The 25,373-nt window shown below is 72.2% G+C and carries 24 protein-coding genes; 9 read left to right on the top strand and 15 right to left on the bottom strand.

Features of this window, described 5'->3' with window-relative positions:
* Positions 1 to 28 precede the first annotated feature (28 nt).
* From ACFC0D_RS14115 to argC, 5 genes are read right to left on the bottom strand one after another with little or no spacing between them, the layout of a single operon-like run.
* Positions 29 to 565, bottom strand: a complete 537-nt coding sequence (locus ACFC0D_RS14115) for an arginine repressor (RefSeq protein WP_361847393.1) — start codon at positions 563 to 565, stop codon at positions 29 to 31.
* A gap of 7 nt (positions 566 to 572) precedes the next feature.
* On the bottom strand, positions 573 to 1,772 hold the full coding sequence (locus ACFC0D_RS14110) for an acetylornithine transaminase (RefSeq protein ID WP_376434590.1): 1,200 nt from the start codon (positions 1,770 to 1,772) through the stop codon (positions 573 to 575).
* Complete coding sequence (argB, locus tag ACFC0D_RS14105; protein ID WP_376434588.1) at positions 1,769 to 2,689, bottom strand: acetylglutamate kinase; 921 nt, start codon at positions 2,687 to 2,689, stop codon at positions 1,769 to 1,771. The genes ACFC0D_RS14110 and argB overlap by 4 nt, the downstream gene beginning before the upstream one ends.
* Positions 2,686 to 3,837 (bottom strand): bifunctional glutamate N-acetyltransferase/amino-acid acetyltransferase ArgJ, encoded by a 1,152-nt coding sequence (gene argJ, locus ACFC0D_RS14100; protein ID WP_376434586.1) that lies wholly within the window; start codon positions 3,835 to 3,837, stop codon positions 2,686 to 2,688. The genes argB and argJ overlap by 4 nt, the downstream gene beginning before the upstream one ends.
* Complete coding sequence (gene argC / locus ACFC0D_RS14095; protein WP_376434584.1) at positions 3,834 to 4,862, bottom strand: N-acetyl-gamma-glutamyl-phosphate reductase; 1,029 nt, start codon at positions 4,860 to 4,862, stop codon at positions 3,834 to 3,836. Before argC ends, argJ begins: the two co-directional genes overlap by 4 nt.
* Positions 4,863 to 5,241: 379 nt before the next feature.
* Here argC and rox point away from each other — a divergent pair, with 379 nt between their 5' ends.
* Entirely contained in the window at positions 5,242 to 6,681 is a 1,440-nt protein-coding gene (gene rox, locus ACFC0D_RS14090; protein WP_376434582.1) for a rifampin monooxygenase, read from the top strand.
* A gap of 210 nt (positions 6,682 to 6,891) precedes the next feature.
* Here rox and ACFC0D_RS14085 read toward each other — a convergent pair whose 3' ends face one another.
* Entirely contained in the window at positions 6,892 to 8,400 is a 1,509-nt protein-coding gene (locus tag ACFC0D_RS14085) for an IucA/IucC family protein (RefSeq protein ID WP_376434580.1), read from the bottom strand.
* A gap of 41 nt (positions 8,401 to 8,441) precedes the next feature.
* On the opposite strand from ACFC0D_RS14085, the gene ACFC0D_RS14080 reads away from it, so the two are divergent.
* The 5 genes from ACFC0D_RS14080 to ACFC0D_RS14060 all read left to right on the top strand — a co-directional run bounded on the left by ACFC0D_RS14080 (position 8,442) and on the right by ACFC0D_RS14060 (position 13,957).
* Entirely contained in the window at positions 8,442 to 10,010 is a 1,569-nt protein-coding gene (locus ACFC0D_RS14080) for an IucA/IucC family protein (RefSeq protein ID WP_376434578.1), read from the top strand.
* Between the two features lie 80 nt (positions 10,011 to 10,090).
* A complete protein-coding gene (locus ACFC0D_RS14075) occupies positions 10,091 to 10,897 on the top strand; it encodes a sigma factor-like helix-turn-helix DNA-binding protein (RefSeq protein ID WP_376434575.1) in 807 nt (268 codons plus the stop codon).
* A 230-nt stretch (positions 10,898 to 11,127) separates the two neighbouring features.
* Entirely contained in the window at positions 11,128 to 12,741 is a 1,614-nt protein-coding gene (locus ACFC0D_RS14070; protein WP_376434573.1) for an ABC-F family ATP-binding cassette domain-containing protein, read from the top strand.
* A 140-nt stretch (positions 12,742 to 12,881) separates the two neighbouring features.
* Positions 12,882 to 13,214 carry a metalloregulator ArsR/SmtB family transcription factor gene (locus ACFC0D_RS14065; protein WP_376434571.1) on the top strand — a complete coding sequence of 111 codons (333 nt, stop codon included), beginning with the start codon at positions 12,882 to 12,884 and terminating at the stop codon, positions 13,212 to 13,214.
* Positions 13,211 to 13,957 (top strand): DUF2071 domain-containing protein, encoded by a 747-nt coding sequence (locus tag ACFC0D_RS14060; protein ID WP_376434569.1) that lies wholly within the window; start codon positions 13,211 to 13,213, stop codon positions 13,955 to 13,957. The genes ACFC0D_RS14065 and ACFC0D_RS14060 overlap by 4 nt, the downstream gene beginning before the upstream one ends.
* Here the strand turns inward: ACFC0D_RS14060 and ACFC0D_RS14055 are convergent.
* The 5 genes from ACFC0D_RS14055 to ACFC0D_RS14035 form a co-directional block, all read right to left on the bottom strand.
* The gene (locus ACFC0D_RS14055; RefSeq protein WP_376434567.1) at positions 13,881 to 15,101 is read right to left on the bottom strand and encodes a methyltransferase; all 1,221 of its coding nucleotides are present in this window, start codon (positions 15,099 to 15,101) and stop codon (positions 13,881 to 13,883) included. The two genes, ACFC0D_RS14060 and ACFC0D_RS14055, sit on opposite strands and share 77 nt — an antisense overlap.
* A gap of 7 nt (positions 15,102 to 15,108) precedes the next feature.
* Positions 15,109 to 15,792 carry a nucleoside deaminase gene (locus ACFC0D_RS14050; protein ID WP_376434565.1) on the bottom strand — a complete coding sequence of 228 codons (684 nt, stop codon included), beginning with the start codon at positions 15,790 to 15,792 and terminating at the stop codon, positions 15,109 to 15,111.
* Between the two features lie 27 nt (positions 15,793 to 15,819).
* Positions 15,820 to 16,398, bottom strand: a complete 579-nt coding sequence (locus tag ACFC0D_RS14045; protein ID WP_376434563.1) for a histidine phosphatase family protein — start codon at positions 16,396 to 16,398, stop codon at positions 15,820 to 15,822.
* An 80-nt stretch (positions 16,399 to 16,478) separates the two neighbouring features.
* Positions 16,479 to 16,928: a GNAT family N-acetyltransferase gene (locus ACFC0D_RS14040; protein WP_376434561.1), complete on the bottom strand. Its 450-nt coding sequence runs from the start codon at positions 16,926 to 16,928 to the stop codon at positions 16,479 to 16,481.
* Between the two features lie 89 nt (positions 16,929 to 17,017).
* Positions 17,018 to 18,454 carry a PLP-dependent aminotransferase family protein gene (locus ACFC0D_RS14035; protein WP_376434559.1) on the bottom strand — a complete coding sequence of 479 codons (1,437 nt, stop codon included), beginning with the start codon at positions 18,452 to 18,454 and terminating at the stop codon, positions 17,018 to 17,020.
* Between ACFC0D_RS14035 and ACFC0D_RS14030 the strand changes: the two genes are divergently transcribed.
* Both ACFC0D_RS14030 and ACFC0D_RS14025 read left to right on the top strand, forming a co-directional pair.
* A complete protein-coding gene (locus ACFC0D_RS14030; RefSeq protein ID WP_376434557.1) occupies positions 18,453 to 19,376 on the top strand; it encodes a DMT family transporter in 924 nt (307 codons plus the stop codon). The genes ACFC0D_RS14035 and ACFC0D_RS14030 overlap by 2 nt on opposite strands.
* An 84-nt stretch (positions 19,377 to 19,460) precedes the next feature.
* Positions 19,461 to 19,655 carry a DUF1918 domain-containing protein gene (locus tag ACFC0D_RS14025; RefSeq protein ID WP_376434555.1) on the top strand — a complete coding sequence of 65 codons (195 nt, stop codon included), beginning with the start codon at positions 19,461 to 19,463 and terminating at the stop codon, positions 19,653 to 19,655.
* A gap of 10 nt (positions 19,656 to 19,665) precedes the next feature.
* On the opposite strand, the gene ACFC0D_RS14020 is transcribed toward ACFC0D_RS14025, so the two are convergent.
* Positions 19,666 to 20,934, bottom strand: a complete 1,269-nt coding sequence (locus tag ACFC0D_RS14020) for a glycoside hydrolase family 10 protein (protein ID WP_376434553.1) — start codon at positions 20,932 to 20,934, stop codon at positions 19,666 to 19,668.
* Positions 20,935 to 21,103: 169 nt separating this feature from the next.
* Here ACFC0D_RS14020 and ACFC0D_RS14015 point away from each other — a divergent pair, with 169 nt between their 5' ends.
* Positions 21,104 to 21,964, top strand: a complete 861-nt coding sequence (locus ACFC0D_RS14015; protein ID WP_376434551.1) for a 3-hydroxybutyryl-CoA dehydrogenase — start codon at positions 21,104 to 21,106, stop codon at positions 21,962 to 21,964.
* Positions 21,965 to 22,049: 85 nt separating this feature from the next.
* Here the strand turns inward: ACFC0D_RS14015 and ACFC0D_RS14010 are convergent, their stop codons facing one another.
* From ACFC0D_RS14010 to ACFC0D_RS14000, 3 genes are all read right to left on the bottom strand, one after another.
* Positions 22,050 to 22,580: an NUDIX hydrolase gene (locus tag ACFC0D_RS14010; RefSeq protein WP_329122662.1), complete on the bottom strand. Its 531-nt coding sequence runs from the start codon at positions 22,578 to 22,580 to the stop codon at positions 22,050 to 22,052.
* 51 nt (positions 22,581 to 22,631) lie between these two features.
* Complete coding sequence (locus tag ACFC0D_RS14005; protein WP_376434548.1) at positions 22,632 to 23,972, bottom strand: transcriptional regulator; 1,341 nt, start codon at positions 23,970 to 23,972, stop codon at positions 22,632 to 22,634.
* A 270-nt stretch (positions 23,973 to 24,242) separates the two neighbouring features.
* Entirely contained in the window at positions 24,243 to 25,319 is a 1,077-nt protein-coding gene (locus ACFC0D_RS14000) for a PP2C family protein-serine/threonine phosphatase (protein WP_376434546.1), read from the bottom strand.
* Positions 25,320 to 25,373: the final 54 nt, after the last annotated feature.

Below are 25,373 nucleotides of genomic sequence, written 5' to 3'. Positions count from 1 at the left end.
GACAGGTACGCGCCCCGCCGGCGTGACCTCAGCGGTCGTTCTGGGCGAGCCGCAGCAGGTGGTCGGCGAGCGCCTGGCCGCCCGCCGGGTCGCGGGAGATCAGCAGCAGCGTGTCGTCACCCGCGATCGTGCCGAGGATCGCGTGGAGTTCGGCCTGGTCGATGGCCGACGCGAGGAACTGGGCAGCCCCCGGCGGGGTCCGCAGCACCACCAGGTTCGCGGAGGCCTCGGCGGAGATCAGCAGTTCGCCGGAGAGCCGCCGCATCCGCTCCTCCTTGGCGGACTCGCCGAGCGGCGCCTGCGGGGTGCGGAAGCCGCCCTCGCTGGGCACCGCGTAGATCAACTCGCCGCCCGTGTTGCGGATCTTCACCGCGCCAAGCTCGTCGAGGTCGCGGGAGAGGGTCGCCTGGGTGACGCTCAGCCCGTCGTCCGCGAGGAGCTTGGCCAGCTGGCTCTGCGAGCGCACCGGCTGCCGGTTGAGGATGTCGACGATCCTGCGGTGGCGTGCGGTGCGGGTCTGCGGAACGGACGGCCCGCCGTGCTCGGATTCCTGCGCGTCGGTCATCGTCGTCTCATTCTCCGGTTCGTCCTTCCCCGTTCACCGCTTCGTCGAGGACACCGGGCAGCGCTGCCAGGAACGCGTCCACCTCGGCGTCTCCGATGATCAGTGCCGGCATCAGCCGTACGACATCGGGGGCGGGCGCGTTCACCAGGAGACCGGCATCCTGAGCCGCCTGCTGCACCTGGGGTGCGAGGGACTCGGTGAGCACGATACCCAGCAGGAGGCCCGCACCACGGACATGGGAGACCAGCGGGTGGTTCAGACCCTCGATTCCACCGCGCAGCTTCTCGCCGAGCCGCTTGACCTCGTCGAGCGTTCCGTCGGTCGCGAGGGTGTCGAGCACGGCCAGGCCGGCGGCACAGGCGACCGGGTTTCCGCCGAAGGTCGTGCCGTGGTGGCCGGGCTTGAACAGCTCGGCCGCCTCGCCGAAGGCGACGGTCGCGCCGAGCGGCAGCCCGCCGCCGAGGCCCTTGGCCAGGGTCACGATGTCGGGGTCGACGCCGTCGTGGCCCTGGTACTCGAACCAGTGGCCGGTCCGGCCGACACCCGTCTGGACCTCGTCGAGGACGAGGAGCGTGCCGGTGGCGCGGGTGATCTCGCGGGCGGCCTGGAGGTAGCCGACGGGCGGGACGACCACGCCGTTCTCCCCCTGCATCGGCTCGATGATCACCAGCGCGGTGTCCTCGGTGACCGCGGCGCGCAGGGCGTCGACGTCTCCGTACGGGACGTGCGTGACGTCGCCGGGCAGCGGCAGGAACGGGGTCTGCTTGCCGGGCTGGCCGGTGAGCGCAAGCGCGCCCATGGTCCGGCCGTGGAAGCCTCCCTGGGTGGCGACCATATGGGTCCGGCCGGTCAGCCGGCCGATCTTGAACGCACCTTCGTTGGCCTCGGCGCCGGAGTTGCAGAAGAAGACCCGCCCGGGCCGGCCGAAGAGCTGGAGCAGCCGCTCGGCGAGGGCGACCGGCGGCTCGGCGACGAAGAGGTTGGAGACGTGGCCGAGCGAGGCGACCTGGCGCGAGACGGCCTCGACGATCGCCGGGTGGGCGTGACCGAGCGCGTTGACGGCGATACCGCCCACGAAGTCGAGGTACTCGGTCCCGTCGGCGTCCCAGACCTTGGCGCCCTCACCGCGGACGAGCGGCAGCCGGGGCGTGCCGTAGTTGTCCATCAGCGAGCCCTGCCACCGCTGGGTCAGTTCCGCGTTGCTCATTCCCCGTCCCCCGTCGTCTCGTCGGGCACGACCATCGTGCCGATGCCCGAATCGGTGAAGATCTCCAGCAGGATCGAGTGCTGGACGCGGCCGTCGATCACTCGGGCCGTGGTGACCCCGTTGCGTACCGCGTGCAGGCAGCCCTCCATCTTGGGGACCATGCCGCTGGAGAGGTCGGGCAGCAGCTTCTCCAGTTGGCTCGCGGTGAGCCTGCTGATGACCTCGTCGCTGTGCGGCCAGTCCTCGTAGAGACCCTCGACGTCGGTCAGGACCATCAGGGTCTCGGCGCCCAGCGCCGCAGCGAGAGCCGCAGCCGCCGTATCAGCATTGACGTTGTAGACATGTCCGTCGTCCTCGGAGCGGGCGATGGAGGAGATGACCGGGATCCGGCCGTCCTCCAGGAGCGCCTCGATGGCGCCGGTGTCGATGGCGGTGATCTCGCCGACCCGGCCGATGTCGACCTGTTCGCCCGCGATGACCGGCTGGTGCTTGGTGGCCGTGATGGTGTGCGCGTCCTCGCCGGTCATGCCGATGGCGAAGGGACCGTGCTGGTTGAGCAGTCCGACGAGCTCGCGCTGGACCTGGCCGGCGAGGACCATCCGTACGACGTCCATGGCGTCCTCGGTGGTGACGCGCAGACCGGCCTTGAACTCGCTGACGATGCCGTGCCGGTCGAGCGCGGCGCTGATCTGGGGCCCGCCGCCGTGCACGACGACCGGCTTGAGCCCGGCGTGCCGCAGGAAGACGACGTCCTGGGCGAAGGCGGCCTTGAGCTCCTCGTCGATCATGGCGTTGCCGCCGAACTTGATGACGACCGTCTTGCCGTTGTGGCGGGTCAGCCAGGGCAGCGCTTCGATGAGGATCTGGGCCTTCGGGAGCGCCGTGTGCTTACGGGTGGGGTTCGTGGAATCGCTCATGACGAGTACGCGCTGTTCTCGTGGACGTAGTCGGCGGTGAGGTCGTTGGCCCAGATGACGGCGGACTCTGCGCCGGCGGCGAGGTCGGCGGTGACGGTGACCTCCCGGAAGCGCATGTCGACGAGGTCGCGGTCCTCGCCGACCGAGCCGTTCTTGCAGACCCACACGCCGTTGATGGCGACGTTGAGCTGGTCGGGGTCGAAGGCGGCCTGCGTGGTGCCGATGGCGGAGAGCACCCGGCCCCAGTTGGGGTCCTCGCCGTGGATGGCGCACTTGAGGAGGTTGTTACGGGCGATGGAGCGGCCCACCTCGACGGCGTCGTCCTCGGTCGCGGCGTTGATCACCTCGATACGGATGTCCTTGCTGGCACCCTCGGCGTCGCCGATGAGCTGACGCGCGAGGTCCTGGCAGACGGTCGTCACGGCCTCGGCGAACTCCTCGTGCGCCGGGGTGATGCCGGAGGCGCCGGAGGCGAGCAGGAGCACGGTGTCGTTGGTGGACATGCAGCCGTCGGAGTCGACCCGGTCGAAGGTGACCTTGGTGGACTGCCGCAGGGCCGTGTCGAGGTCCTTGGCGGCGACGTCGGCGTCGGTGGTGAGCACGACGAGCATGGTGGCGAGGCCCGGGGCGAGCATGCCCGCGCCCTTGGCCATGCCGCCGACCGTCCAGCCCTCCTTGGTGACCACGGAGGTCTTGTGGACGGTGTCGGTCGTCTTGATGGCGATGGCGGCCTTCTCGCCGCCGTGCTCGGAGAGCTCGCCGACGGCCTTCTCGACGCCGCTCAGGACCTTGTCCATGGGGAGCAGCAGGCCGATGAGGCCGGTGGAGGCGACGGCGACCTCGCCGGCGCCGACCTCGAGGAGCTCGGCCACCTTCTCGGCGGTGGCGTGCGTGTCCTGGAAGCCCTGCGGTCCCGTACAGGCGTTGGCGCCACCGGAGTTGAGGACGACGGCAGCCAGCTCGCCGGTGGTCAGCACCTGCTGGGACCACAGGACGGGAGCGGCCTTGACGCGGTTGGAGGTGAAGACGCCGGCGGCGGCGCGGCGGGGCCCGTTGTTGACCACGAGGGCCAGGTCCGGGTTGCCGTTCTCCTTGATCCCGGCGGCGATGCCCGCTGCCGTGAATCCCTTCGCTGCGGTGACGCTCATGGAGCGACTCCAATCGTGGAAAGTCCGGTGTCCTCAGGGAGCCCGAGGGCGATGTTCATGCTCTGCACCGCGCCGCCGGCGGTGCCCTTGGTGAGATTGTCGATGGCGCTGATCGCGATGATGCGGTTCGCGGTCTCGTCGTACGTGACCTGGATCTGAACGGCGTTGGAACCCTGCACGGACGCCGTCGACGGCCACCGGCCCTCGGGGAGCAGGTGGACGAACGGCTCGTCCGCGAAGGCCTTCTCGTACGCGGCCCGCACCGTCTCGGCCGTCGCCCCGGGCTTCGCCGGCGCGGAGCAGGTGGCGAGGATGCCGCGCGGCATCGGGACGAGCGTCGGCGTGAAGGAGACGGTGACCCGCTCGCCGGCCAGGGGGCTGAGGTTCTGGCTCATCTCGGGGGTGTGCCGGTGGCCGCCGCCGACGCCGTACGGGGTCACGGAGCCCATGACCTCGCTGCCGAGCAGGTGCGGCTTGAGGGCCTTGCCCGCGCCGGAGGTGCCGCTGGCGGCCACGATCACGGCGTCGGGTTCGGCGAGACCGTTCTCGTACGCGGGGAAGAGCGCGAGCGAGACGGCGGTGGGGAAGCAGCCGGGCACCGCGATGCGCTTGGACCCCTCCAGCGCGGCACGGGCACCCGGCAGTTCGGGAAGGCCGTAGGGCCAGGTCCCGGCGTGCGGGGACCCGTAGAACTTCTCCCAGTCGGCGGCGTCGTTCAGCCGGAAGTCGGCGCCCATGTCGACGACGAGGACGTCGGGGCCGAGCTGCTCGGCGACGGCGGCGGACTGGCCGTGCGGAAGCGCGAGGAAGACGACGTCGTGCCCGGCCAGCTCCTCGGCGGTGGTCGGCGCGAGGACGCGGTCGGCGAGCGGGAGGAGGTGGGGCTGGAGGGCCCCGAGCTTCTGTCCGGCGTTGGAGTGGCCGGTCAGGGTACCGATCTCCACCTGGGGGTGGGCGAGGAGGAGACGCAGGAGTTCTCCACCCGCGTATCCGCTCGCGCCTGCCACTGCTGCTCGTACCGTCATCGAAACCCTCCTCCTGGATGGCATGACTATACGCAGACCCGCAGTTTTATGCAAAGCAAGATCCGCTGATCCGCGGAAGCGAAGAATCCGATTCGTGACCGCATCTGCGGGCCCATGGGAAACCTCCCGGACCACCGGCATCGCCGCACGCTGCGCGGCACTTCGGGAGGAGCCCGTCCGTCCACAGCGGACGACAGATGACGGAGAAATGACAAAGGCAAGGAGGTTCACCCACTCCTTGCCACTCTCAACGTATAGCACGAGGGGGGCCTTGCGGCAAGGCCCCCCTCGTGGCGCAGACTCTCCGAGTCAACGCCGGGACCTGCGGGAACGCGGTGTTCGCGGTGTACGTGGGGTTTCTTCGAACGGGGCGGTTCTCATGATGGACGTGATCGTGGTCGGCGGCGGACCGACCGGCTTGATGCTGGCCGCCGAGCTGCGGCTGCACGGTGTGCAGGTGCTCGTGCTGGACAAGGAGACGGAGCCGACCCGGCAGTCCCGCGCGCAGGGTCTGCACGTGCGCAGCATCGAGGTCATGGACCAGCGCGGTCTGCTGGAGCGCTTCCTCGCGCTCGGGCAGCAGATCACGGCCGGCGGATTCTTCGCCGGTCTCAGCAAGACGTGGCCGGCGCACCTGGACACGGCCCATTCGTACGTCCTCGCCATCCCGCAGCAGGTCACCGAGGGTCTGCTGGCCGAGCATGCCACCGAGGTCGGCGCCGAGATCCGGCGCGGCTACGAGGTGGTCGGACTGCGCCAGGACGACCAGGGGGTGACCGTCGAGCTGGCCGATGCCGACGGGGGACGGACGGAGCTGCGTTCCCGCTTCGTCGTCGGGTGCGACGGTGGCCGCAGCACGGTGCGCAAGCTGCTCGGTGTCGGCTTCCCCGGTGAGCCCTCCAGGGTGGAGACGCTGCTGGGCGAGATGGAGCTGACCACACCGCAGGAGGAGATGGCCGCCGTGGTGGCCGAGGTCCGCAAGACCCAGCAGCGGTTCGGCACCATGCCGCTGGGGGACGGGGTGTACCGGGTCGTGGTGCCCGCGGAGGGAGTGGCCGAGGACCGTACGACCGCGCCGACCCTGGACGAGTTCAAGGTGCAGCTGCGGGCGTTCGCCGGCACCGACTTCGGCGCGCATTCGCCGCGCTGGCTCTCCCGCTTCGGCGATGCCACCCGGCAGGCCGAGCGCTACCGCGTCGACCGGGTGTTCCTGGCCGGTGACGCGGCGCACATCCACCCGCCGACCGGCGGGCAGGGGCTCAACCTGGGCATCCAGGACGCGTTCAACCTCGGCTGGAAACTGGCCGCCGCGGTCGCCGGCTGGGCACCGGAGGGGCTGCTCGACAGCTACCACGCCGAGCGGCACCCGGTGGCCGCCGACGTGCTGGACAACACCCGCGCGCAGATCCAGCTGATGTCGACCGAGCCCGGTCCGCAGTCGGTGCGCCGCCTGCTGACCGAGCTGGTGGAGATCGAGGAGGTGAACCGGTATCTGATCGAGAAGATCACCGCGATCTCGGTCCGCTACGACTTCGGTGAGGGCCATGACCTGCTCGGCCGGCGGATGCGCGACGTGCAGCTGAAGCACGGCCGCCTCTACGAGCGGATGCACACCGGCCGCGGTCTTCTGCTCGACCAGACGGGCCGGCTCTCGGCGGCCGGCTGGGAGGACCGGATCGACCACGTCGTCGACGTCAGCGACGAACTCGACGTGCCCGCGGTACTGCTGCGGCCCGACGGCCACGTGGCATGGGTCGGCGAGGACCAGAAGGAACTGCAAGGGCGGCTGCCCGAGTGGTTCGGCCCCGCGGCCGGCTGAGCAGGGGGATGTGGCCCCTTGGCATCCCCCTCGGTCCGCCCTCGCGTCGCCGCCGCCACCCGGGCCGAGAGGACGGTGCAGATGTCGTTCTCGGCGCGGGTGGCCGGATCGCTGCCGGCGGCGTGCCGGGCGTCGCGGACGAACGCGAGGCGGGTGCCGCTTCGCTCATCGGGCCGCTGCCCGGCCACGAGGGGCACGCGCCGACGGGCTCTACCCGTCCTTCAGGGGATTGGGGAGCCGCGTCCAGAGGTCCCTGTCACCCTTCGGATCCAGCCGCATCAGGGTGAGCGCCTTCGCCGGGAGCGGTTCCGTCCGCAGGGCGTGAAGGGCGGGGGTCGGTGCGAGGTCCCGGGTCGCTGCTTGCAGGATCGCGCCGAGTGTCGCCGCGTCGCCTGCCGGCGGGCCGAGCGCGCCGGTGACCAGGCTGCCGAGGACCTTGCGGCGGAGGGTGGCCGGGTCGTCGTTCAGGAGCCGGCCGCTCACGGGCGGGGGCGGAATGCCGTGTCGGGCCAGACAGGCGGGGCTGATGCGGATGTCGGCGAGATCGCGGTAGACGAGGCGCAGGGCCCGGCCCTCGGCGTCGATGACGACGAGAAGGTTCTGGCCGTGCGCCTCGAGGGCCACCCCGAGGTCGAGCAGGTCCAGGCACACGCGGAGGGCCAGCCGCGCGAACTCGACGACGCGGTCGAACCGTTCACCCGGTTCGACCGCGTCGAGGAGCGCCGGCAGGGCCGCCACCGGAACGACCTGCTCCCCGGCTGCCGAGTCCGCGTGGATGTGCGGTGACTCGCGCAGGATCGCCGCCAGGTCGGCGGTTCCCGCTCCCGCCGCAGCCCGTGTACGGGCGATGTGCAGACGGCCGTCGAGCCGGCGGGCGAGACGCTCGACGAAGTCGGACGTGGCGACGGCGTGGGTGACGCTGTACGCGGAGATGTCCCGCACCGTCGAGGTGAGTCGCGTACTCAAGGCCGTCTTGACGTGCGTGTCCCCGCCGATGTCGAGCGTGCGCAGCGACAGCAGGGGGTGCGCGGCCGGACCGGGGCGCAGGGGGAGACCGGACAGGACGTGCTGGGCCTGCCAGGGGTGGACAGGGATCAGTACGGAGCGGCCGTCGCGGAGTTCGCGGGGCCAGGCGCCCGACACCGCCGCGCCCTCGACGACGGCCAGCCGCAGGGAGACCACGGGCCGGTGCTCCGGCGCGTACGCCAGCTGCTCCGCCGCGGAGAAGCCGGGCCGGGAGCGGCAGCCGGGGTGGTACGGGTGCCCGTCGGTCACCCCCTGCTCCCACTCCCACGGGCGGCTCGCCCGCGGAGTCGGTGGCCGGGGCGCCGTACGGGAGAGCGCCAAGGAAGCGACGCTGTGGTCGAGCTCGGCGGCGAACCGTCCGCCCTGCGGCACGGTCAGGGCCGCCAGCAGTTCGGCCGGATGGTCGAACAGCGCTCCGTCCAGGCTGAGCCCGGTGACCGACGACGCCGTCGCCCACGGATCCGAGAGCGGGCCGCGCAGAGACCGCCCGTCGGCCAGGCGCAGGGTGACGCCTTCGCGGTCAGTCGTACGCGCCGTGATCCAGGGAAGCGGCTCGTGGACCAACCCCCGCCAGAGTCGGGTCAGTACCGCCGCCCGGGCGTCCGGAAGCGCCATGGCGTACGCGGCCGTCGACGCGGGGCGGACGGCGTCCAGCTCGGCCAGGAGGGTGCGTTCCGCGACCGTTCGACACATGCGGATGTTCTATCGCAGGGTCGCTCAATCCACACATACTGATGTCGATGAAGAGACTCAGCCGGGCCGCTGACGCACTGGCCGTGACGCCTCTGCTCAACTGCCTGCTCCGCGAGGCTGCGGAGCCGATCGGCGGGCCGGCCGGGGACCGGGGCGGAACGCCAACCGACGGATACGCCGTCCACCGGCTCCGGGTCAGCGGGCGGCTCCTGCGGGTGCGCCCCGGCCACCGCCCCTCGGCTCCGGAGCTGTGGAACGGTCGTACGTGGCGGACCCTGCGCCACGCCGGGCTCGTCGACCTCGCCGTCCGGGAGATGCACGCCTCCACCGGCCGGTCCAACCCCGTTCTGGCCGCCGAAATGGCCGCCAGCCGCACCGCGGTGAAGGCCGCGCTCGCGGCTCGCGCCCGTGCCGTACCACCCGAGAACCTCTGGCTGCGGTCCGAGCAGTCGCTGGTGATGGGGCACCCCTACCACCCGGCCCCCAAGGCACGTACCTGCGACGGCTCCCCCACCGCCTGGCTGCGATACGCGCCCGAGGCGTACGCCCGGTTTCCGCTGGTGTTGTTGGGCGTTCGCGAGGACGCGGTGGTCGAGGACGGCGACACGAGGGCCCTGGACGCCCTCGGCGAGGCACCCCCCGGCTACCGTCTGCTCCCCGCCCATCCCTGGCAGCTCGAACTCTCCGGACGGACACCGCGGATACGCGCCGCCTTCGCCGAGGGCCGCCTCGTCCGGCTGGGCATCACGTCCCGGTCGGCACGACCGACGGCTTCGGTGCGCACGCTGCACATCCCCGGGGACGGCCCCTGGGACGGCGGGGACCTGTTCCTGAAGTTCAGCCTCGACGTCCGCATCACCAACGACGTCCGCCGGATGCGGCGCCATGAGCTGCTCCATGTACGCCGCACCGACCCGCTGGTCGCCGCCGCCTTCGCCGCCATGGACGGCCCGGCGGCCTGGCTCAGCGACCGCGGCCATCGCACGGTGGCCGGCCTCGTCGAGACGTGTGCCGTCCTCGTACGGGACGGCCTGGACGGGCACCTGGTCCCCGGTTCTACGGCCGTGCTGGCCGCCGCGCTCGCCGAGGGCTTCCGCGGCAACCCCCTCGACCGGATCGCCGACCCCCTGCCCTGGTGGTCGGCGTATCTGCGGTGTGTCGTACCGCCCGTCCTCGAAGCGTTCGCCCGCTTCGACGTCGTCGTGGAGTGTCACCTGCAGAACACACTGATCGCGGTGGACGCCCAGGGCACGCCCGTCCAGGCCGTCTTCCGCGACGCGGAAGGGGCCAAGACGATCCCGCGGATGCCCCGCGCGGCGGCCTGGCGGAGGCTCGTGTACTGCCTCGTCGTCAACAACCTCTCCGAGATCGCCGGCGCCCTCGCCGACCGCTTCCCGGAATCCGCCACCGCTCTGTGGGTGGTGGCCCGCGACGAGTTCGGGCGAGGTGGGCGGCAGCGTGGTCTCCCCGACATCCACGGCCTCCTCGAATCGCCGACCGTCCCCGGCAAGGCCAATCTGCTCTCCCGCTGGATCGACGCGGACGGTACCGAGCCCCGCTACGTCCTCGTGCCCAACCCGCTCACGAACCGGAAGGGCTCCGGAGCCTGACGGTCCGTCGTTCATGGCGGGCTGCCGTCACACGCCGCCTCCCGCGCCCGTCATCGCACTGACGGAAGCGACGAGGAGTGATGACGACCATGGACGACCACGAGTTTCTCGCCCGGCGGTTCGACGCCCACCAGGACCGGCTGCGGGCCATCGCCCTCCGGATGCTCGGAACGCACGGCGAGGCGGAGGAGGCGCTGCGCGAGGCGCGGGTGCGGCCGGGCGAAGTGGAGCGCTGGCTGGAGGTCGCCGTCGGGCGGGTGTGCGTGGGCATGCTCCGGACGCGGATGGCGGAGGGGTACGGGCGGGGCGAGGCGCTCCCGGGGCCGGAGAACGGTGTCGACTCCGTGTGGCTGGCGCTGCTCGTGGTATTGGACTCGCTGGCACCGGACGAGCGGCTCGCGTACGCCCTGCACGACCTGTTCGGGCTGCCGCTGCGCGAGGTCGCGCGGATCACCGGCCGTACCCACGAGGAGGCGGGACGGCTCGCCGGACGGGCGCGGCTCCGGGTACGGGGCTCGGGCGGGGCGGAGCCGGAGGCCGGGCCGGGGCCGCGGCACACGGTCGTCGAAGTGTTCCTCGCCGCCGCCCACGCGCGGGACGCGCGTGCCCTCGCCGCCGTCCTGGACCCCGATGTCGTGGCGTACTCCGAGAACGGCCCGGTCCACGGCGCGCCCGCCGTCGCCGAGGGAGCCGCCACGTTCGCCCGGCTCGCCGCGGTGGCGAGACCGGCGCTGGTGAACGGGGCGCCGGGGGTCGTCGCGTTCAGCGAAGGACGCCCGGTCCGCGCGGTGGCGTTCACGATCCGGGGCGAGCGGATCACGGCTCTCGACATCACGACGGACGAGGAGCGTTTGCGGAGGCTCGATCTGGTCCTCCCGGAGTGCTGAGCGGGTGCCGCCGCGCGTGCGGTGGGGCGGCACCCGGGCGAAACTCCGGCCCGACCTGGCCTTACGGGTGGTGGCGAGCGGGCCCGCCCCCACCACCCGGGCGAAACTCCGATGCGCGTCCGCGCGCCCTCCGTTAGCCTCGAGGGCATGTCTACGCCCCGAGTCTCCTAGCTCAAGGACCCGCTTCCACGCCACCCGTGTGTCCTTCTGCTTTCTCGGAGCGTTACCCCATGATCACCGTTCGTGGTGCCGACGTGCGCGTCGGCGCCCGTCTGCTGCTGTCCGACATCTCCTTCCACATCGCCCCCGGTGACCGGATCGGCCTGGTCGGCCGTAACGGCGCCGGGAAGACCACCCTCCTCGACACCCTGGCCGGACTGCGTCGCCCGGGCGCGGGGTCCGTCACCCGTACCGGCGAGATCGCTCATCTCCCGCAGGACTCCCGCGCCGCCGATCCGACCGTCACCGTCTCGGACCGGATCCTCTCCGCGCGCGGACTCGACCGGGCCGCACACACCCTTCAGGCGGCGGCGGTCGCCCTCGGCGAAGCCGGCACCGAGGCCGACGGCGCGCGGTCGATGGCCGCGTACGCCCGGGCCGAGGCGGAGTTCGAGGCACGCGGCGGATACGCCGCCGATGCCGAGGCGGCGCGGGTCGCCGCCGGCCTCGGGCTGCCCACCGAGGTGATGGGGCGGGCCGTCGGCACGCTCTCCGGCGGCCAGAAGCGCAGGGTCGAGCTGGCCAGGATCCTGTTCGCGGGACACGGCCGCGAGGGCACGCTGCTGCTCGACGAGCCGACCAACCACCTCGACGCCGACTCGATCGGCTGGCTGCGCGGGTTCCTCTCCGCGCACCAGGGCGGTCTGGTGCTGATCAGCCATGACGTCTCCCTCCTGGCCGACACGGTCAACCGGGTGTTCCACCTCGATCCGCAGCGCGCCACGATCGACATCCACAACACCGGCTGGGCCGCGTACCTGGCCCAGCGGGACGCCGACGAGCGCCGCCGGACCCGCGAGCGGGCCAACGCCGAGCGCAAGGCGGCGGCACTGCACGCGCAGGCGGAACGGATGAAGTCCCGGGTCGCGACCGCGACGACGGCCAGGAGCATGGCCCGCCGCGCCGACCGGCTGCTGTCGGGACTCGAACCGGCACGCCGGGCGGACCGGGTGGCCCGTATCCGGCTTCCGGAGCCCGCGCCCTGCGGCCGGATGCCGCTGGGCGCGGTCTCCCTGACCAAGGCGTACGGGACCGGCCGCCCGGTCCTGGAGGGCGTCGACCTCGCCGTGGACCGGGGCAGCCGGCTCGTGGTGCTCGGCCTGAACGGGGCGGGCAAGACGACGCTGCTGCGGCTGCTCGCCGGGCGGGAGCGCCCCGACTCGGGGCGCGTGGTGCGCGGCCCCGGGCTGCGTGTCGGGTACTTCGCCCAGGAGCACGAGACCCTCGACCCGGGTCGCACGGTCCGGGAGAACCTGGCCGCCGCGGCCCCGCAACTGACGGACACGGAGGTGCGAGGGGTCCTCGGGGCGTTCCTGTTCCGGGGCGACGACGCCGAGAAGCCGGCCGGGGTCCTGTCGGGCGGGGAGAAGACCCGGCTCGCACTCGCCGGCCTCGTCCACTCGGGCGCGAACGTGCTGCTCCTGGACGAGCCCACGAACAACCTGGACCCGGCCTCGCGCGACGAGGTCCTGGCCGCCGTGGGCACGTACCCGGGCGCGATCGTGATGGTCACGCACGACGAGGGAGCGATCGACGCGCTGCGCCCGGAGCGGGTGCTGCTGCTGCCGGACGCGGACGACGACCTCTGGAACGAGGAGTACCGGGAACTGGTGGCCCTGGCGTAGCCCCTTCCGGCGGAGCGCCGTGCGTCCGGCGCTCCGCTCCACCCCGTGATCGTCAACGCTCGGACCCGTGGAGTCACCGGCGTTCACGCGCGGACAAGCCTTCGTTGTTAGCTATTTAGCTCATGTGCTAAATATTGCGCGTGACCGAAGACAGCACGTACGACGACGCGAGTGTCTTTCGCGCGCTCGCCGATCCGACGCGGCGTCAGATCCTGGAGGATCTGCGGGGCGGCGAGCTCGCCGCCGGGCAGATCGCGGCGCGGTTCTCGATCAGCGCGCCCTCCATCTCCCGGCATCTGGGGGTGCTCAAGGGCGCGGGGCTCGTCACGGAGCGGCGTGACGGCAATCGGATCCTCTACTCGCTCGTGGAGGAACGGCTCGCCGCGTGTGTGGGGCGGTTCCTGAGTGCCGTCTGTCCTGAGCAGATCGTTCTGCGCCACACCAAGTGGCGTGACAAGGGAGCCGCTTCATGAGACCGCCCCGGCTTGCGAGCGTCATCGAGCGACGGCTGCTCGTCAACTACCGCGTCGAGCCCGAGGTCGCGGCCCGGCACCTCCCCGACGGGCTGCGCCCGCAGCTGATCCGGGGGCACGCCGTCGCCGGCATCTGCCTGCTGCGGCTCGGCTCGGTGCGCCCCGTCTGGGCACCGGCCGCGGTGGGTCTGCGCAGCGAGAACGCGGCGCACCGGTTCGCCGTCGAGTGGGACGGCCCGGACGGCACCGAGACCGGGGTGTACATCCCGCGCCGCGACACCGCCTCCCGTATCAACCGCTGGGCCGGTGGCCGGGTCTTCCCCGGGGAGCACGGCCACGCGGAGTTCGAGGTGCGCGAGAGCGAGGACACCGTACGGGTGGCCTTCACGACCCACGACGGGGACACCCGGGTGGATGTCACCGCCGAGATCACCGAGAGCCTGGAGGGCAGCGAGCTGTTCGCCGGCCTCGACGAGGCGTCGGCGTTCTTCCGCGGCGGCAGCAAGGGCTACTCACCCACCGGTGCCGGACCACACCTCGACGGGATGCGGCTGGACACGGACGCCTGGCGCATCGAGCCCGGCCGGATCACCTCCGCCCGGTCCAGCTACTTCGAGGACCCGGACCGCTTCCCGCGGGGGAGCACCGCGCTTGACTCGGTGCTTGTCATGCGTGACGTGCCGGTGCGGTGGCAGCCGCTCCCCCGGCTGCCTTCCGGTCGGGCCGCCCTCCTGTCTGCTTGACGGCCCGCAGCACCACGAACTTCGGGTCGCTCGCGACCAGTTCGCAGGAGCCGAAGATGCGGCGCAGTGTGACGTGGTAGCCGAGGTGGCGGTTGCCGACGACCCACAGTTCGCCGCCCGGCCGCAGCGCGCGCCGCGCGTCGGTGAACATCCGGCGCGCGGTGCGGTCGGTGGTGGCCTGATGACTGTGGAACGGCGGGTTGTTGAGCACGACGTCGACCGAGCCGGGCGCGAGGTCCGTCAGCCCGTCCCCGACCACGAACTCGGCCGGGCGGCCGGGCTCGGCGTGGGTACGGAAGTTCTCCTCGGCGGAGGCGACGGCCTGGTAGGACTCGTCGGCGAAGACCAGCTCGGCCTCGGGCTCGGTGAGCGCGACGGCCAGGCCGACGACCCCGTTCCCGCATCCCAGGTCGGCGACCCGGGCGCGGCCGAGGCCTTCCGGCAGGTGCTGGAGGAAGAAGCGGGTGCCGATGTCGAGTCGGTCGGCACAGAAGATCCCGGCCTGGTTGGTGACGGTCCGGCCGGCGACGATCGCGGCGTCGGCGGGGAGTTCGTACCGGTACGGCCAGGGGTTGGCCGCCCGCTCGAGTCCCGGATCCGGGGTGCAGAAGATCAGCCGGGCCTTCTTCGCGGCGAGCGAGGTGCGGGTGGGGCCGAGGATCTTCTCGAAGAGCTGGAGCGTGGAGGTGTGGATGTCCTTGACCATGCCGGTCCCGACGATCACGGTCCCCTCGTGCACGGCGGGCGCGAGCCGGTGGAGCTGGTCCTCCAGGAGCGAGAGGCTCTTGGGGACGCGCACCAGCAGGACGTCGACGCGCTCGGGCGGCGGGTCCTGGGTGGTGAGCAGCGCGATCCCGTCCGGCGCGGGTCCGGAGCGGGCCAGGTTCTCCTCGGTGGCCCTGCGGCCGAGGTAGGAGTCGGAGATCTGCGTGAGGGCGGCGGGGCGCCGTGCGGCGAGAGCGGTGGTCAGCGCGCCCCAGCGGTCGCCGACGACGGCGACCGCGCCGGACAGATCGGTGTCCGTCTCGGCCAGGTGCCGCAGCAGGTACTCGTCGGACGCGTCCCAGGCTCGCAGGGAGTCGCGCGGGTCCTCGGGGAAGCGGGTGAGCGGAAACTCGCCCCATGACGTGGTCAAACGGTTCATCGTGGTCTCAGGCTAGCCGGTCGGCCGCCGCGGCGACGCTGCCCCACAGCGCGCCGAGGAGGAGCTCGGGCGTCTGGGCGTCGGGGAAGCCGTCGTCGGTGGCGATCGCGGTCGTGACGGGGTCGGTCTCGGCCATCCTGCGGACCGTCTCCGCCTCGGGCCCGGCCGCCTCGACGACGCTCCGCAGGAACAGGACGGTGGCCGCCGTCCGCCACACGGGCTCGGCGGTGAGCCGGGCACGGGCCGAGGCGGAGGGGCGCCCGGTGGCGGTGGCCCAGGGATCGGCGGCCAGGAAGCGCACGGCGCCGACGCCGGTGAACTCGGCGGCCGCCGCGCACATGGAACAGGGCTCCTGGGTGGACCAGAGGGTGTGGACGGCGAGATCCCATCCCGTACGGGCCCGGGCGAGGGCGTTCATCTCGGCGTGGGCGAGCGGGGTGCCCCGAAGGATCTCCGCTCCCTCCGCCTCGGCGTCGTACGCGCGGTTGCGGCCCTCGGCCACGATCATGCCGCAGGCGTCGGTGAGGACGGAGCCCACGGCGAGGCCTCCGGAGCGCAGTGCCCGGTGGGCGAGTTCGAGGGAGCGCCGGGGTGCGGGATCCAGGGCTTCCCAGGCGGCGGTGAAGGCGTCCCTGGCGGCGGTGCGGGCGGGCGCGGTGACGGTGCAGGCGGGCGCAGGGCTCTCGGTCATGCCGGGATCGTAGGCACCGACGGCCCGCTACTGTCCGACGGTCGCCTGGAGGTGGAGGTGCCACAGGCCCGGGCGGCCGGTGAGGGTGACCGTGGACAGCGGGCGGACGTCGACGTTCCAGAACGTGGCGGGCGGCGCCTTGAGCGCGTACACCAGCGCCGCCCGTACGACGGCGGGTTCGGCGACGGCCACGATGGAGCCGTCGTCGGCCGGCCTGGTGTCGAGCCAGCCCCCTATGCGCGAGATGAAGGCGAGGAGGGTCTCACCCCCGTGCGGGGCGGTCCACGGGTCGGCCAGCCAGGCGTCGACGGCGGCCGGTTCGAGGGCCGCGACCTCGGAGAGGGTCAGTCCGCGCCAGCGGCCCATGTCGCAGTCGCGCAGCGCGGGCTGGGCCAGCGGGGCGAAACCGAGGGCAGTGCCGGTGGCGCGGCTGCGGGGCGTAGGGGAGCAGTAGCGCAGCTCGGCCGCGCCGAGCGGGACCAGTGTGTGCGCGGCGAGCTGCACCTCGTACCAGCCTGCCTCGTCGAGCGGCCGGTCGTCGTCGAACCGCTCGGCGAGCAGCGAGGAGCTGCGCGCCGCTGCGACGAGCGTGACCCGAAGACCCATGGCCGCGATCGTGAGGCCGGAAGCCCGGCAGGTCAAGAGGGCATATGCGCGGACTCCGACCCGAGCCCTGGGTCGCAGGGTCAGTGGGCTCCGAGAACCATCCACTTGTCCGGGTTGCCCAGTGACTCGAAGCCGACCTTCTCGTACACACCGTGTGCGTCGGCCGTGGCGAGCATGATGCGACGCAGCCCGTACGGCTCCAGGTGGTCCCGGACCGCCGTCACGAGAGCGGTGCCGAGCCCCGTACCGCGGGCGGGCCGGTCGACGTAGACGTCGCAGAGCCAGGCGAAGGTGACGTGGTCGGTGACGACTCGGGCGTAGGCGGCGATCTCGCCCGTCCCGCGGTGGTACGCGGCGAAGTTGAGGGAGCCGTCGATGGCCCGGTCCTGGGTGTCGCGGGGGCGGCCGAGCGCCCAGTAGGCGTCGGTGGAGAGCCAGTGGTGGATCCGGACCCGGTCGAGCCGCCCGGGGTCGGTGGAGATCTCGTACGCGCCGTGCGTGAGGGCCGGTGGGATGGTCGGGTCGGTCATGGACGGAAGGCTTCCAGTCCGTCGCGGCGACTGTCACTCGATTTCGGGCGCCCGTCTCACGGCGTGAACATCTCGACCGCCCGTGCGGCTCACGGAGCGAGCTCGTCGACCGCCGTCCGGAGCCGCCGCACGCCCTCGGCGATCTCGGCGCGTCCCGCCACGCCCGCGAAGCTCAGGCGGATGTGGCCGGCGGGGGGTTCGGCGCAGAAGTAGGGGCGGCCGGGGGCGACGGCGACACCCGCGCGGAGGGCGCCTGCGACCAGGGCGGTTTCGGGAAGGGTGTCGGGCAGCCGGAGCCAGAGCTGGTATCCGCCGGAGGGGATGTGCGGGAGTGTCAGCTCCGGGAGGTGGAGGGTGACGGCCGCGGTCATGGTGTCGCGACGGTTCCTCAGCTCCTGGGAGACGGCGCGCAGATGGCGGCTCCAGGCGGGCGAGCCGACGAGTTCGAGGGCGGCCTCCTGGAGCGGGCGGGCGACGAAGAAGCTGTCGACGACCTGGATGGCGCGCAGCCGTTCCAGTACGGGGCCGCGGGCGGCGAGCGCGCCGACGCGCAGGCTCGGCGAGGTGGGCTTGGTCAGGGAGCAGACATGGACGACGACGCCGTCCGGGTCCTCGGCGGCGAGGGGTGCGGGCAGCGGGGCGGCGTCCTCGTGGACCAGTCGGCGGGCGAAGTCGTCCTCGACGACGAAGGCGCCGGCCGCGCGGGCGATCCGGACGACCTCGCGCCGGCGCTCGGCGCCGAGGACGGCGCCGGTCGGGTTCTGGAAGAGCGGCTGGCCGACGAAGACCCGGGCTCCGGTGGCGCGGAAGGCGGCTTCCAGCAGGTCTGGGCGGACGCCGGCGGTGTCGGCCGGGACAGGGACGGGACGCAGGCCGGCCGCGCGGGCGATGGCGAGCATCCCGGGGTAGGTCGGCGACTCGACGAGGACGTGCGTGCCGGGTGGGGCGAGGGCCCTCAGCGCGGTGGTGATGGCGGACTGGCCACCCGCGGTGATGAGGACGTCGGCGGCGGTGACGGTGCCGCCGATCTCGCGGGCGAACCACTCGCGCAGCTCGGGCAGGCCGTCGGTGGGCGGCCGGCCCCAGGCGCCGGGGCGGCGTCCCGCGCGGGCCAGTGCGGCGGCCATGGCCCGTTCGGGCTGCAGCGAGGGGTGCAGATAGCCGCCGTTGAACTCGACGACGCCCGGCGGCGGCGCCGACAGCGTCACGAGCACGCCGGACGCGTCGACGGCCCGGGGGACCAGCTCGGTCGCGGTGTCGGCGCTCAGCGCCACCTCCTGCCAGGAGGTGTCTCCCACGACGGGCGTCCGCGTGCGGGGCTCGGCGCGGAACGCCCCGGCTCCGGGCCGGGTGACGACGAGGCCCTCGGCGGCGAGCTGGGCGAGGGCCCTGGTGACCGTCACCGGGGAGACGCGGTAGCGCTCGACGAGGGCGCGACTGGACGGCAGCTTTCCTCCTGGTGAGTAGCGGTCCAGTTCCGCCCTCAGGGAGTTGGCCAGGTCACCCACACTGCTACGCTCGTGCATGACAGCACAGAATAGCGCTACCCCCACTACGGCGATAGCGGTCGGCAGCACCGCCACCGCCTCTCCGCAGACCCGTGGCACGCTCCTCGCCGCGCTGGGCGTGGTCTCGTTCTCGCTCACCTTCCCCTCCACCGCCTGGGGCCTGGAGAGCTTCGGCCCCTGGTCCCTGGTGGCCCTGCGCTCGACGCTCGCCGCGATCGTCGCGGGTGCGTTCCTGCTCGCGATGAGGGTCCCGCTGCCCGAGCGGCGCCACTGGGCGGGGCTCGCCGTCGTCGCCGGCGGTGTCGTGGTGGGCTTCCCGCTCCTGACGACACTCGCCCTGCAGACCTCCACGACCTCGCACGCCGCCGTGGTCGTCGGCCTGCTGCCGCTCACCACGGCGGCCTTCGCCGCGATCCGTACGGGCCGCCGCCCGTCGCGTACGTTCTGGATCGCGGCCCTCGCCGGCGCGGCGGTGGTCATCGCCTTCACGGTCCAGCAGAGCGGTGGCGCCCTGTCCACGGGCGATCTGTACCTCTTCGGCGCGCTTCTGGTCTGCGCGGCCGGATACACCGAGGGCGGCAGGCTCGCCCGACTCATGCCGGGCTGGCAGGTCATCGGCTGGGCGCTGATCCTCTGCCTGCCGCTGATGGTCGTCGGCTCGGTCGTCGGGATCTCCCTCGAGCCCGTCCGACTGAGCGCCCACGGCGTCATCGGGCTGGTCTGGGTCGCGGCCGGCTCCACCTTCTTCGGCATGTACGTCTGGTACGGCGGCATGGCGGCGATCGGCATCCCCAAGGCGAGCCAGCTCCAGCTCGCGCAGCCGCTGCTGACCCTGGTCTGGTCGGTCTCGCTGCTCGGCGAGTCCCTGCCCCTCGCCGCACCGCTCGCCGCCGTCGCGGTCCTGGTCTGCATCGCGGTGACCCAGCGCGCGAGGAGCTGAACGCGCGCATGGGGGTGATGCAGGTCACAATGGCGGACGTAGACTCCGAAATAGGGCAGGCACGGCCGCGAGGAGGTCACCCCGATGCAAGCGACAGTGGGCGACAAACTGCTGGTGCACGGCCGGACCGTCGGTCAGCACGACCGTACGGCCGAGGTTCTTCAGGTACTGGGAGAGAACGGCACCCCTCCGTACCGGGTGCGTTTCGACGACGACGGCCACGAGGCCCTGATGGCACCGGGCCCCGACACCGTCGTGCGTCACCACGAGAAGACGTGACGCGAAGCGCCTAGCGCGGCGGGAGGACCGCGGTCGGGTAGTGATCGGCCACCACGGCGGCCATCGCCCCGATCCGGTCCGACGTGACCTGCGACGCCGAGAAGAAGCAGTGCCCGCCCACCCCCGCGTAGTCCTCGGCGAGCGTCAGGTGGCGGGAGAGTTCCTGGGGGTCCTGCCAGGCGGTCGTCTGGGTGAGATCGCCGCACTTGTACAGGGCCTCGCCGATGTAGAGGTCGACGCCGGTGCCCCGGACCACCGCGTCCCACCAGGGCACGAGCGTGGCGTAGTCGGCGGTGGCGAAGCCGATGTTCCAGTACAGCTGCGGGATCACGTAATCGATCCACCCCTCCCTGATCCACTTCCTCGAATCCGCGTACAGATCGTCGTAGCTCTGGAAGCCCATCGGGGTGTCCGAACCCGCCGGGTCGGTGGAGACGTTGCGCCAGATCCCGAAGGGGCTGATCCCGAAGATCTGCTTCGCGTCGATCTCCTTGATCCGCGCGGCCGTCTCGGAGACCAGAAGGTCGACGTTGTTCCGCCGCCAGGCCGCCCGGCTCGCGAAACTCCCTCCGTACTGCTCGTAGGCCTCGTCGTCGTCGAAGGTCTCGCCGGCGACCGGGTACGGGTAGAAGTAGTCGTCCCAGTGCACGGCGTCGATGTCGTACCGGCGGACGGCGTCGAGCATCGCGTCCTGGACGAAGCGACGCACCTCGGGCAGGCCGGGGTTGTAGTAGAGCTTCCCGCCGTACGTGACGATCCACCGCGGGTTGCGCCGGGCCGGGTGGGTGGTGGTCAGCCGGGTGAGATCCGTGTGATTCGCCACGCGGTACGGGTTGAACCAGGCGTGCAGCTCGAGGCCCCGCTTGTGGGCCTCCTCGACGGCCGTCCCCAGCGGGTCCCAGCCCGGATCGCGGCCCTGCACCCCGGTGAGGCACTCCGCCCATGGCTCGTGCGGCGAGGGCCACAGGGCGTCCGCGCTCGGCCGCACCTGGAGGATGACGGAGTTCAGCCTGCGCTCGACGGCCATGTCCAGATGGGCGCGGAGTTCGGCCCGTTGCCGGTCGGGGGTGAGGCCCGGGCTGGACGGCCAGTCGACGTTGGCGATCGTCGCCAGCCACATGCCGCGAAACTCACTCGCCGCTTTCCGCTTTTTTCGTACCGACACGGTCATGTCGGCACGCTCAAGCCCGGCGGCACCCGGCGCACCCACGCCACCGGCGGCGGAAAGCGCTGCCAGAGCCGTGCCCGCCACAAACCCTCTTCTGCCGATGGGTCCCATTTGTCACCCCTCAGGTGTTGGATACGTCACACGCATGAGCAGATCATGCCCGCCCCGGACGATCGATCATCGGTTAATGAGCGGTAACGTCGTGGGGTCGAGGCGGACGCACCGGAATCACACGGGCCCGCCGCCAGAGAAGAGCGAAAGGCACGAGGTGACGGACTCCATGGCCGACATTGAGCGCGTCGGAGTGGTGGGCTGCGGCCAGATGGGCGCAGGCATCGCGGAGGTGTGTGCCCGCAGCGGCCTCGAGGTGAAGGTCGCCGAGACCACCGGCGAAGCGCTGGAGATCGGTCGCACGCGGCTCTACAACTCACTCGCGAAGGCCGCCGAACGCGGCAAGATCAGCGAGGAGGAGCGCGACGCGACGCTGGCGCGACTCAGCTTCACCACCGACCTGGGCGAATTCGCCGACCGCGACCTCGTCATCGAGGCCGTCGTCGAGAACGAGCAGGTCAAGACCGAGATCTTCCAGGTGCTCGACCAGGTGGTGACCCGGCAGGACGCGATCCTCGCCTCCAACACCTCCTCGATCCCCCTGGTGAAGCTCGCCGTGGCGACCTCGCGCCCCGACCAGGTCATCGGCATCCACTTCTTCAACCCGGCCCCGGTGCAGAAGCTCGTCGAGCTGATCCCGGCCCTCACCACCTCCGAGGGCACGATCAGCCGTGCGCAGGTCTTCGCCGAGAAGGTGCTCGGCAAGCACGGCATCCGCGCCCAGGACCGGTCCGGCTTCGTGGTCAACGCGCTGCTCGTCCCGTACCTGCTCTCCGCGATCCGGATGTTCGAGTCGGGCATCGCGAGCCGCGAGGACATCGACAACGGCATGGAGTTCGGCTGCGCCCACCCGATGGGCCCGCTGAAGCTCGCCGACCTGATCGGCCTGGACACCATCGTGTCGATCGCCGATTCCATGTACACCGAGTACAAGGAGCCGCTGTACGCCGCTCCCCCGCTGCTCCAGCGGATGGTGGACGCGGGCCGGCTCGGCCGCAAGACCGGCTCGGGTTTCTACCCGTACCCCTGAGCCCCACGATCACCGTTCGGCCCGTACACCCGCACAGGTACGGGCCGTTCGGCGTCCCACGGCGCCGTCGGCCGGGCCGGGGCGGTCAGCCGAGCCGCAGATGGTGCAGCATCAGCAGCCCCGCGGCCATGTTGGCGGCCGGGATCTCCCCCCGTCCGATCATGTCGGGGACCAGTTTGAGCGGTATCCACTCACGTCGCGAGGACTCGAAGTCGTCCTCGGGCGGGCCGATGTATGTGGCCTCCTCGGTCCAGTAGAGGTGGTGCCGGGCGTCGGTGAGGCCGTTGGACGGCTCGACGGTGAGGAGATGGCGCAACGGCCCCGGGCGCCAGCCCGTCTCCTCCTCCATCTCGCGGGCCGCGGCCGTCACCAGGTCCTCGCCGTCCTCCACGACACCGGCGGCCAGCTCCCAGCCCCAGCTGTCCGTGATGAAGCGGTGCCGCCAGAGCATGAGGACTTCGTTGGCCTCGTTGACGGCGGTCGCGACGGCGACCGGGCGTAGCCGGATCAGATAGTGGTCGAGGTGGCGGCCGTCCGGGAGTTCGACGTCCGCGAGGTTCACCCGGAACCAGCGGTTCTCATAGACAGGTTGTTCGCTCAGTTTCGTCCACTGCACGTTTCTGCCACCTTCCGATTGGTCGGTGGCAATATGGCAGCAGTCCTGGGCTCACAGGGGAACGCGCAGCGCTCCGTCGATGAGTTCGGCCGCCTCACGCGCGTCCCCGCAGTCGCTCGCCAGCAGGTGTTCCCGTACGAGTCGCAGCCGGTCACGCAGCCGCTGCGACTCCATCCCGCGCGCCCGCTCGGTCATCTCCACGGCCGTCCGCGCCGCCTCGTCGGCCTCGCCCTGCCGCAGCTCGATCTGGCACAGCATCGCCAACCGGTGCACCCTGCCCCGGTCGTGCGCCGGCGTCTCCACGGCCGCCCTCGCATGCTCCCGCGCCCCCGGAAGATCACCCAGACTGAGCAGAGCCTCGGCGACCTGCACATTGACGAGCCCCGGCTGCACATAGCCCGTCTCCGCCGGCTCGTGCCCGAAGGAGATCCGCTCGGCCTCCGCCTCCGCCCGTCTGATGCAGGTCAACGCGGCCGCACCGTCGCCGAGATGGGCGTACGCCTTCGCCTGCATCGCGGAGAGATCCGCGGCGAGCGCGGGGGTGATCTGCCGCCCGGCCGCCCGCAGCGCCGCCTCGGCGAACGCCACCGCCTGCCGGTACTCCCCCATGAACAGCGACTGATTGACGAGCAGCGCGATCACATAGGCACCGAGGCCGCGGTCCCCGCTCGCCTTCGCGAGCCGCAGCGCCTGGTGGAAGTAGCGCTGCGCGAGTCCGTGCGCGTCGGAGTCGTACGCGCAGATACCGGCCACCGCCACAAGACCGCCCGTGGCGCGGTGCAACTGTCGGCCCAGACCGTCGCTGTACGCGCCACGAAGCAGCGGCGCGGTCTCGGCGTTGAGGAAGCCCACGATCCGCATGCGGGTCGCGATTCCGCCGGCCTTGCGGTACATCTGCTCGTAGTGCGCCCGGGCGGCGCTGAGCATCGTGATGTCGGCCATCGACACCCGGGTCCGGCCGTCACGGGACACATCGGCGTCCTCCGGCGGGTTCTCCCACTCCCAGACCGGCATCACGGCCGGAGTGCCCGTGACGGCCTGCGCGCCGAGTATGTGCGGCCGCTGCTGCTCGTCGGAGCGCCAGAGCGCCGTGGCCCGCTCGACGAACCCCGAGAGCGGCGAACCGTGGGCGAAGGCGCCGCCGCCCGGCACGCCCAGGCCGATGTCGTCGAGGGTGACCGCCCGGTGCAGCCGCGTGGCCAGCACCTCGCAGATCAGGTCGGGGACCTGTCCGCGCGGCCGCTGCCCCTTCAGCCAGCGGGCGACGGCCGTGTGTTCGTACCGCAGGGCGAGGCCCCGGGAGCGGCCCGCCTGGTTCACATGGGCGGCCAGTCCCGCGTGGGAGATGCCCGCCTCGTCGAGCAGGGCGTCGAGCAGGGTGTTGGGCTGCATGGGCCCCTCCGATTAGCTCGGTCCGCGGGCACGCCCAGCGTAGCCGCGGGTGGTTTCACACGGGGTGTGAACGAAGTGCTTGTTTTCCCGGTCCGTGCACTCTGCCGCCGTTCCGTCCGGACCGGTTGACTTAGCGCCTCGCCGCAAGGCGACCGGGCCGCCGGCTCCCCCTCGTACAGTGCGGCGGCCCCCTCCGCGCCACCCGCCCTGCCGATCTGCCCGACACTCCGTGGCAGTGCGGGTGGCGCCGGCCTCATGTCCCATCGCTCACTAGTGAGGGGAGGGCGCAGGTCGGGTACGGCGCAGCCCGGGTTCGGCGGGCTGCGCCGGGACCCGCCTCCGGTCGTTGCGGACGACCAACAGGGCGACGTCGTCGGCGAGTCGGCCGCGGGTGTGCCGCAGGAGAGCGGTGTGCACCCGGTGGACGAGCGCGGAGGGCGAGACGGACGCGTCACGGGCGGCCTCGGCCAGGACCGCTTCGAGGGCGAAGAAGCGGCCGGCCCCGTCGCGGGCGTCCTCGGCACCGTCGGTGTGCAGGAACAGCGCCTCGCCCGGCAGGAGCCGGGTGCAGGGGTACGGGGAGAGATCGGCGGGCAACGGGAAGGCGCCGAGCGGCGGGAGCGGGTCGCCGACGGGGACGGGCTCCACCCGGTGTCCGATGCGGTACGGGCCGGGGTGCCCGCAGTTGAGCGCGTACACCTCCCCGTCCGGACGGATCTCCAGGAGCAGCACGGTGACGAACTCCTCGGCCGCGGGATGCTCCGGCTCACGTCCGGCACAGGCCGCCGGGTGCTCGTCGCGGGCGCGCTCGCGCAGATGTCTGCCGAGTGCCCGGTCGAGTCGGCGCAGGACGCCGCCGAGTTCGGGCTCGTCGTGGGCGGCCTCGCGGAAGCTGCCGAGCACGGCGACCACCGCGCCGAGGGCGGCGAGCCCATGGCCCCGGACGTCCCCGATGACGACCCGTACGCCGTAGGGGGTGGCGACCGCCTCGTACAGATCCCCGCCGACCGTCGCGCCCCGTGAGGCGGAGAGCTGGCCCGCGGCGACGGACAGACCGTCGAGCCGGGGCGCCGGAGGGCGCAGCAGCACGCGCTGGGTGGCATGGGCGATGGCCCGCATCCGCTCCAGTTCGCGCGAGAGTCCGCGGCGGATGCCGAGGATCAGCCCGGTGCCGACGGTGAAGAAGACCACGCTGGTCGCGATGCGCATGGGCAGGCCCGGTTGCTGGGCCAGTGGACAGCCGAGCTTCCAGGTCACGGCCACGGCACCCCAGAGGGTGGGAAGGGCGAGTGGTCCCAGCCGGCGCAGCCGGGAGTCGTGGGAGAGCAACGTCCTGGTACGGATCATGCACGGCCCTTCCTGAGGCCCTGCAGCGCCCGAAGGCCCTGCGGCACACAGGCC

Source organism: Streptomyces sp. NPDC056222 (assembly GCF_042264065.1).
GTDB lineage: Bacteria > Actinomycetota > Actinomycetes > Streptomycetales > Streptomycetaceae > Streptomyces.
This window is presented reverse-complemented; position numbering and strand designations above follow the sequence as displayed.

Excerpts from the sequence above, each read along its gene's own strand:
- ACFC0D_RS14115 (WP_361847393.1), bottom strand. The coding sequence starts at position 565 with ATGACCGACGCGCAGGAATCCGAGCACGGCGGGCCGTCCGTTCCGCAG.
- ACFC0D_RS14110 (WP_376434590.1), bottom strand. The coding sequence starts at position 1,772 with ATGAGCAACGCGGAACTGACCCAGCGGTGGCAGGGCTCGCTGATGGAC.
- argB (WP_376434588.1), bottom strand. The coding sequence starts at position 2,689 with ATGAGCGATTCCACGAACCCCACCCGTAAGCACACGGCGCTCCCGAAG.
- argJ (WP_376434586.1), bottom strand. The coding sequence starts at position 3,837 with ATGAGCGTCACCGCAGCGAAGGGATTCACGGCAGCGGGCATCGCCGCC.
- argC (WP_376434584.1), bottom strand. The coding sequence starts at position 4,862 with ATGACGGTACGAGCAGCAGTGGCAGGCGCGAGCGGATACGCGGGTGGA.
- rox (WP_376434582.1), top strand. The coding sequence starts at position 5,242 with ATGATGGACGTGATCGTGGTCGGCGGCGGACCGACCGGCTTGATGCTG.
- ACFC0D_RS14085 (WP_376434580.1), bottom strand. The coding sequence starts at position 8,400 with ATGTGTCGAACGGTCGCGGAACGCACCCTCCTGGCCGAGCTGGACGCC.
- ACFC0D_RS14080 (WP_376434578.1), top strand. The coding sequence starts at position 8,442 with ATGTCGATGAAGAGACTCAGCCGGGCCGCTGACGCACTGGCCGTGACG.
- ACFC0D_RS14075 (WP_376434575.1), top strand. The coding sequence starts at position 10,091 with ATGACGACCATGGACGACCACGAGTTTCTCGCCCGGCGGTTCGACGCC.
- ACFC0D_RS14070 (WP_376434573.1), top strand. The coding sequence starts at position 11,128 with ATGATCACCGTTCGTGGTGCCGACGTGCGCGTCGGCGCCCGTCTGCTG.
- ACFC0D_RS14060 (WP_376434569.1), top strand. The coding sequence starts at position 13,211 with ATGAGACCGCCCCGGCTTGCGAGCGTCATCGAGCGACGGCTGCTCGTC.
- ACFC0D_RS14055 (WP_376434567.1), bottom strand. The coding sequence starts at position 15,101 with ATGAACCGTTTGACCACGTCATGGGGCGAGTTTCCGCTCACCCGCTTC.
- ACFC0D_RS14050 (WP_376434565.1), bottom strand. The coding sequence starts at position 15,792 with ATGACCGAGAGCCCTGCGCCCGCCTGCACCGTCACCGCGCCCGCCCGC.
- ACFC0D_RS14045 (WP_376434563.1), bottom strand. The coding sequence starts at position 16,398 with ATGGGTCTTCGGGTCACGCTCGTCGCAGCGGCGCGCAGCTCCTCGCTG.
- ACFC0D_RS14040 (WP_376434561.1), bottom strand. The coding sequence starts at position 16,928 with ATGACCGACCCGACCATCCCACCGGCCCTCACGCACGGCGCGTACGAG.
- ACFC0D_RS14030 (WP_376434557.1), top strand. The coding sequence starts at position 18,453 with ATGACAGCACAGAATAGCGCTACCCCCACTACGGCGATAGCGGTCGGC.
- ACFC0D_RS14035 (WP_376434559.1), bottom strand. The coding sequence starts at position 18,454 with ATGCACGAGCGTAGCAGTGTGGGTGACCTGGCCAACTCCCTGAGGGCG.
- ACFC0D_RS14025 (WP_376434555.1), top strand. The coding sequence starts at position 19,461 with ATGCAAGCGACAGTGGGCGACAAACTGCTGGTGCACGGCCGGACCGTC.
- ACFC0D_RS14020 (WP_376434553.1), bottom strand. The coding sequence starts at position 20,934 with ATGGGACCCATCGGCAGAAGAGGGTTTGTGGCGGGCACGGCTCTGGCA.
- ACFC0D_RS14015 (WP_376434551.1), top strand. The coding sequence starts at position 21,104 with ATGGCCGACATTGAGCGCGTCGGAGTGGTGGGCTGCGGCCAGATGGGC.
- ACFC0D_RS14005 (WP_376434548.1), bottom strand. The coding sequence starts at position 23,972 with ATGCAGCCCAACACCCTGCTCGACGCCCTGCTCGACGAGGCGGGCATC.
- ACFC0D_RS14000 (WP_376434546.1), bottom strand. The coding sequence starts at position 25,319 with ATGATCCGTACCAGGACGTTGCTCTCCCACGACTCCCGGCTGCGCCGG.